This is a genomic window from Acidiphilium sp. (assembly GCF_049977125.1).
GTDB lineage: Bacteria > Pseudomonadota > Alphaproteobacteria > Acetobacterales > Acetobacteraceae > Acidiphilium.
In genome coordinates, this window is record NZ_JBMFGY010000035.1 from 22,211 (window position 1) to 28,799 (window position 6,589).

Sequence of the window (6,589 nt, forward strand, 5' to 3'; positions counted from 1 at the left end):
TTCCGCGAGGGTGCGCGGGGTTGGTAGTGCGCCCTCGGGGGCGGTGGTGATATCAGATGACAAGGTCGTCTTCCTTTCCTGTGCCGATTTCGATCTCGCCTTGCGCCGCGAGATCCTTGGCGGTCGCAACGATGGCCAACTGGGCCGCATCGACATCGCGCAGCCGGACCGGCCCTAACGCCTCGATATCGTCGCGCAGCATTTTGCCGGCGCGTTCCGACAGGTTTTGCATGAACAGGTCGCGGATTTTATCCGAGGCGCCCTTCAGCGCGATCGGCAGTTTTTCCTTCTCCACGCTCCGCAACAGCGTCTGGATGTCCTGCGGCGCCAGACGGATGAGGTCATCGAAGGTGAACATCAGCGATTTGATCCGCTGTGCCGCCTCGAGGTTCTTGGCCTCGAGCGCCGCGATCATCCGGGTTTCGACCGTTCGCTCGAAGGCGTTGAAGATCTCGGCCATTTTTTCATGGGGATCGCGTTGGGCGCTGGAGGCCAGATTCGCCATGAAATCGGCTTTCAGCGTCCGCTCCACATCATCGATCGCTTCGCGCTGCACTCCGCCGAGCGCCAGCATGCGCTGGACCACATCGATCGCCAGCGCATCGGGCATCAAGGCGATCACCCGCGCCGCGTGGTCGGCCGGGACCCGCGACAGAACGACGGAGGCGGTTTGAGGATGTTCGTGGATCAGGTAATCGGCGAGTACCGACTCATTGACCTTGCCCAGCTTGTCCCAGATGTTGCGCCCGGCCGGCCCGTACAGATCCTCGAGGATTTGATTGACCATCTCGGATGGCAGCATCGCGCGCAGCATCCGCTCGGTCGCTTCGGCCGACCCGGAAACCGCGCTGGTCCGCCCCAGGCTCGCGGCGAATTCCTCGCAGAGTTGCTCGACGACCTCAGGCCCGACCTTGCCCAGCCCGACCATGGCGCGCGAGACATCGCGGATCTCGTCGTCCTTGAGCATCGCCATCAGCTTGCCGCCATGCTCATCGCCGAGCGCCAGCATCAAAATGGCGGTCCGCGCCGCGCCGCTGAGTTGATTGGCGGCGCCGCTCATGGGGTTCCCTCACGGCTGAGCCAGCCGCGAATGACCGCGACGCTTTCCTCGGGGCTGCGATCGATCAGGTCGACGATGGCGCGGATCGGGTTGTCGACCGCCTCGCCGGCCGGTCCGGCAATCGCGCCATGGTTCTCGCTGCCGACCAGTGTCGTGGCCGGGGCGGCGGGGGGCGCGGTCAGGCGGCGCACCATCGGGCGGAACACCACCAGCAGAGCCGCCAGGGCGATCAGGCCGCTGATCAGGATGCGAAGCAGCGGCAGCAGCAATCCGCTGTTCATGAACCGCGTGATCAGCGATGGCTTCGGCATCGCGCTCATTGAGTCGGGATTGACGAAGGGCATCGACTGGACAACGACGACGTCACCCCGCGCCTTGTCGTAGCCGATCGCGGTCTGGACCAGGGTTTTGATCCGGGCGATGGTTGCCGCCGAGCGCGGACGTTCGATGATCTGGCCTTTCGGACCCTTCGCGGCGACGTCGGCGAGCATGACAGCAACACTGATTCGGGTGATTTCAGGGGTTGCATGGACCGTATGCTTCACGGTCTGGCTGATTTCGTAGTTGGTGGTCTGGTCTGACCGCGTCCGGTCGTCGGTCTGTTTCGGGGCGTTGGTGTTGGCCGAGGCGCCCGGCAGGTTGTTGGCGACCGACACGGTCTTGTCGCTGTTTTCGGTGCGGTCGGATTTGGTGCGGCTCTGTTGCTCGCTGCGCACCACCTGGCCGTTCGGATCGTAGCTGGTGGCGGTTTGCGCGGTGCGGTCGAAATTCATCGAGACCGCCGTCACCACCTTGACCTGGTTCGGCCCTAACGCGGCGACCAGCATCGAACGGACGGCATCGGTCAGTTGCTGTTCGGTGGCTTGTTTCAGGCGCGCATCCCGGGCGTCGAGCATGGCGTTGTCGCTCTGCCCGGCCTGCGCCAGCAGGTCGCCGCGGTCGTCCGCGATCGAGATATTCGAGGTCTTCAGCCCCGGCACCGCGGAGGCCACGAGATTCAGGATCGCATCGATGCTTTCGCGATCGAGCGGCGCGGCGCCGGCCAGGGACAGCATGACGCTGGCCTGGGCCGGTGCCGTGTGCAGGCTGAAATCGTCGTTTTGCGGCAGGACCACCTGCACCCGTGACGAGCGGATGCCCTGGATCAGATCGATCGTGCGCTCCAATTCGCCATCGATCGCGCGGGTCTCGTCGATCCGGTCCAGAAAATCCGAGCCGGTGAGGGGATTCTGATGGTCGAAGATCGCAAAACCGCTCGAACTGCCGGCCGGCAGGTCGTGCTGGGCCAGCAGCAGCCGCGCCTGATCGAGTTGGGCGGGTTCGACCATGATACTGTGGCCATTATCGCCGATAGCGTATTTGATGCGGGCGGTGGTCAGGGCGGTGGCGATATTGCTGGCGTCTTTCAGCCCGAGCCCGCCATAGAGCATCGCATTGGGGCTGGGGCCGCCCGTCATGGCGAGCATGGCCATCAACGCCATCACGCCGACCGCAACCGCCGCCATGGCACCCAGCTTGACCGGTCCGAGTGCGCGCAGATTTTCCAGCAGCTTGTTCATCGGGCGTTAACCCCGAATTCCAGGGTTTTATGGGGCGGGACACGAGGCGGCATGGGTTCATCCTGCTGTTGCGACGATTTTGTCGCAGCGCAAGAATGCCTGACGAAGGTAAGCGTTCGGTTAACGCCCGGCAGAATTTGCCGAGTTACGACGCGATTTAAAAAACTTCGCCAGCAGCGCCGCGCTGTCGCGCTCCGCCACGCCCCCCACCACCTCCGGCCGGTGATGGCAGGTCGCGTGATCGAAAACCCTTGGCCCGTGCTCGACTCCGCCCGATTTTGGATCGTAGGCGCCGAAAATGAGACGCTCGATTCTGAACAGCGACATCGCCGCCGCGCAGAGCGGGCACGGCTCCAGTGTCACGGTCAGGGTGCAACCCGGCAGAAACTTCCCACCGAGTCGCTGCGCCGCCGCACGCAGCGCGAGCATCTCGGCATGGGCGGTCGGGTCGCTCCGCGCCTGCATGTCGTTGCCGCAGGCGGCGAGAACCGTTCCGGACGCATCGGTCACCACCGCGCCCACCGGCACCTCGCCGCGGTCACCCGCCTTGGCGGCTTCGCTCAGGGCCTGTTCCATCGGCGTCATCCCGCTCTCTTGCCTTGGTGTCCCCAACAGGTCTAGCTCCGGTCATGACCCAGCGCCCCCGCCCCGCCAAGCCGATCATCGGCCTGACCCTCGATGCCGAGCCACCGGGCGGCTATTCCCAATTCCCCTGGTATGCGATCCGCCAGAATTATATGGACGCGGTCGCCGATGCCGGCGGCATGCCGGTCGCGCTGCCACACCGATCCGAGCTGGCCGGGTCCTACCTTGAGGCGATCGATGCCCTGATCGTCACCGGCGGGGCGTTCGATGTCGATCCGGCGTTGTATGGCGCGGCGACGCGGCATGACACGGTCGCGCTCAAACCCGGGCGCACGGCGGCCGAGCTTGCGCTGCTGCGCGGCGCGCTGGCGCTCGATCTGCCGGTGCTCGGCATCTGTGGCGGCGCGCAGCTGCTGGCGGTGGCGCTCGGCGGCACGCTGATCCAGCATATTCCGGATGCCATCACCGATGCCCTTGCCCATGAACAGCCCCTCCCGCGCGATCAGCCGGGTCATGCGATCACGATCATGCCGGGCACGCGGCTGGCGGCGATCGTGGGCGTGGCGTCGATGCGGGTGAATTCCGCGCATCATCAGGCGGTGCGCGACCCCGGTGGGCGGCTGGTGGTCGACGCGATCGCGCCGGATGGGGTGATCGAGGGCGTCGAATCCCCCGCGCACCGGTTCTGCCTTGGCGTGCAATGGCATCCGGAGTTCCTGATCGATCCGGGCGACGCACGGATCATCGCGGCGCTGGTCGGTGCCGCGTCATGACCGAAAAGGGCGGCTATGAGGCGGCGAAAGGCGAGCAGGGCGAGCGCATCGCGAAATATCTCGCCCGCGCCGGCATCGCCAGCCGGCGCGATGCGGAGCGGATGATCGAGGCGGGCCGGGTGGTGCATAACGGCGCCACGGTCGCGCACCCCGCCACTTTCGTCAGGCCCGGCGACGTCATCCTGGTCGATGGCACGCCGGTGAGCGAACCCGCCCGCACGCGGCTATGGCGCTATCACAAGCCGGACGGCCTGCTCACCACCCATCGTGATCCCGAAGGCCGGCCGACCGTGTTCGAAAAACTGCCGCCCGATCTGCCGCGCGTCGTCAGCGTCGGCCGGCTCGACCTCAACAGCGAGGGGCTGCTTCTCCTGACCAACGACGGCGCGATGGCCCGCCGCCTCGAACTGCCCACCACCGGATGGCACCGCCGCTACCGGGTGCGCGTCTATGGCATGGTCGATTCCGACAAGCTCGCCGCCCTGAAGGACGGCATCACGGTCGAGGGCGTGCGTTACGGACCGATCACCGCCGAGGTCGATACCGCCAAGGGCGCCAATGCCTGGCTCTCGGTCAGCATCACCGAGGGCAAGAACCGCGAGATCCGCAAGGTCATGGCCGCGCTCGGCCTCGAGACGACGCGGTTGATCCGAGTCGCCTACGGCCCGTTCCAGCTCGGCAGCCTCGCGCGCGGGACGGTTGCCGAAATCACCGGCAAGGTGCTGCGCGAGCAATTGCCCAAGGATAAATAATGGCGGCGCCGCGCATCATCGCGGGCGCCTGGCGGGGCCGGCTGCTGGCCGCGCCGCCGGGCCTGACCACCCGCCCGACCGCCGGGCGCGTCCGCCAGGCCCTGTTCGATACGCTGCTCCACGCCGCCTGGGCGCGGGATGCCGTCGCGGATCGCCACGTGCTGGACGTGTTCGCCGGCACCGGCGCCCTCGGCCTCGAAGCCCTGTCGCGCGGGGCGGCGCACGCCACGTTCATCGATAATGATCCCGCCGCGATCGCGGCGATCCGCCACAACATCGCCGCCTGCAAGGCGGAGGGCCGCGCGTCTGTGCGCGGTGCCGATGCGCTCGCGCCCCCGCATGGCGGACCGCACGCGCTCATTCTGCTCGATCCGCCCTATGGCAGCGGCCTGATCGCCGACAGCCTCGCCGCCCTCGCCCGATCCGGCTGGATCGCGCCCGGCGCGCTGATCGCCGCCGAATTCGGCCGCGCCGATGCGCTGCCCGATGACATCACCCCGCTCGCCGACCGGAGCCACGGCGCCGCGCGGCTGGTGATCTGGCGTCAGGCCTGACCGCGCCGGCGCCCGCGGGCGGGCGGCTGGCGCCGCGGATTTCACATCAACGTCTTTCCCACCCCCCGCCGTTTGCGCTAGCACCGGGTTCACTCAAAATGAGGGCGGCATGAGCAAGCATCATCACGACCATCACGACAAACCGGGCCACCACCAATTCGGCACGCCGATGGCGGAGCAGCGAGGGGTGCATTCGCAAATGGCGCCGCTCAGCGTCGGCTCGGGGTTCCAGCCCTTGCCGCCGCCGACCGGTGCCGCGCCCTACCGGCTCGATCTGGCCAGCATCATTCCCGACCAGGTCGCCGCGATGCGCTCGTCAGGCGGCATGTGCATGCATCTGATCGCCGATACCGGCGGCGTGCTCGACCCGACGCCGCAGGAGCTGGTCGCGGCGGGCATGATCACCGATGCGGCGATCGCCGGAACCTACGGCAAGCCCGCGTTCGCCTATCATTGCGGCGACGTGATCTATTTCGACGGTCAGGCCAGCCGCTACTACGCGCAATTCTATCTGCCCTATGAATTCTATCCGTTGCCGATCCTGGGCATTCCCGGCAACCATGATGGCGACATCTACGACAACGGCGTGGTGGTCGACACCGTGCCCTCGCTCACCGCCTTCGTGAATAATTTCTGCGCGGCCACGGCGGGCACGCATACGCCCGAAGCGATGGACATTCCGCGCACGGCGATGACCCAGCCGAACGTCTATTTCACGCTGGACACGCCGTTCGCCACCTTCATCGGCCTGTACACCAACGTGCCCGAGGGCGGCGAGGTGCAGCAGGATCAGCGTGACTGGTTCGCGGGCGAACTCAAGGCGGCCGCGCCGGACAAGCCGATCATCGTGGCGATGCATCATCCGATCCACTCGCTCGATGCCTTCCACTCCGGCAGCGCCACCATGGCCGCCGTGCTCGCCGAGGCCGAGGCCGCTGCCGGTGTCAGCGCGCATATGGTGTTCGCCGGCCATGTCCATAATTATCAGCGCTTCACCGAAACCGATGCGGCGGGCAACCAGAAACCCTTCATCGTCGCCGGCTTCGGCGGCTATCACAATCTGCACCGGATGGCGCGCGTCAATGGCCAGGACATCGTGGCGCCGTTCACCCCGCCCGATGAACCCAACGTGACCCTGGAGGCATTCGTCGATGACCGGTTCGGCTTCCTGCGGCTCGACATCGATGGCGAGATCATCCGGGTCAAATCCTATTCGGTGCCCCGGCCCCAGGAGTCCTACCGCGCGCCGCCACGCCTGCGTGACACCATGGCGCTGAACTGGAAGACCCGCCGCCTGATCAGCTAG

7 protein-coding genes are annotated in these 6,589 nt (G+C 66.7%); 4 read left to right on the plus strand and 3 right to left on the minus strand.

All coding sequences use genetic code 11. The annotated features are described in order from the left end of the window. Window positions 1–52: 52 nt before the first annotated feature. From fliG to ACP5E6_RS07855, 3 genes are all read right to left on the minus strand, one after another. Window positions 53–1,060, minus strand: coding sequence for a flagellar motor switch protein FliG (fliG, locus tag ACP5E6_RS07845; RefSeq protein WP_427953521.1), 1,008 nt, complete (start codon window positions 1,058–1,060; stop codon window positions 53–55). Then, a complete protein-coding gene (fliF, locus tag ACP5E6_RS07850; protein ID WP_427953523.1) occupies window positions 1,057–2,619 on the minus strand; it encodes a flagellar basal-body MS-ring/collar protein FliF in 1,563 nt (520 codons plus the stop codon). The genes fliG and fliF overlap by 4 nt, the downstream gene beginning before the upstream one ends. A 120-nt stretch (window positions 2,620–2,739) precedes the next feature. Continuing rightward, entirely contained in the window at window positions 2,740–3,195 is a 456-nt protein-coding gene (locus tag ACP5E6_RS07855; RefSeq protein ID WP_427953525.1) for a nucleoside deaminase, read from the minus strand. Window positions 3,196–3,248: 53 nt separating this feature from the next. Here ACP5E6_RS07855 and ACP5E6_RS07860 point away from each other — a divergent pair, with 53 nt between their 5' ends. The 4 genes from ACP5E6_RS07860 (at window position 3,249) to ACP5E6_RS07875 (ending at window position 6,589) form a co-directional block, all read left to right on the plus strand. After that, window positions 3,249–3,977, plus strand: coding sequence for a gamma-glutamyl-gamma-aminobutyrate hydrolase family protein (locus tag ACP5E6_RS07860; RefSeq protein ID WP_427953527.1), 729 nt, complete (start codon window positions 3,249–3,251; stop codon window positions 3,975–3,977). Next, complete coding sequence (locus tag ACP5E6_RS07865) at window positions 3,974–4,729, plus strand: pseudouridine synthase (protein WP_427953529.1); 756 nt, start codon at window positions 3,974–3,976, stop codon at window positions 4,727–4,729. Before ACP5E6_RS07860 ends, ACP5E6_RS07865 begins: the two co-directional genes overlap by 4 nt. Continuing rightward, window positions 4,729–5,283 carry a 16S rRNA (guanine(966)-N(2))-methyltransferase RsmD gene (rsmD, locus tag ACP5E6_RS07870; RefSeq protein WP_427953531.1) on the plus strand — a complete coding sequence of 185 codons (555 nt, stop codon included), beginning with the start codon at window positions 4,729–4,731 and terminating at the stop codon, window positions 5,281–5,283. Before ACP5E6_RS07865 ends, rsmD begins: the two co-directional genes overlap by 1 nt. A 109-nt stretch (window positions 5,284–5,392) precedes the next feature. Continuing rightward, complete coding sequence (locus ACP5E6_RS07875; RefSeq protein ID WP_427953533.1) at window positions 5,393–6,589, plus strand: metallophosphoesterase family protein; 1,197 nt, start codon at window positions 5,393–5,395, stop codon at window positions 6,587–6,589.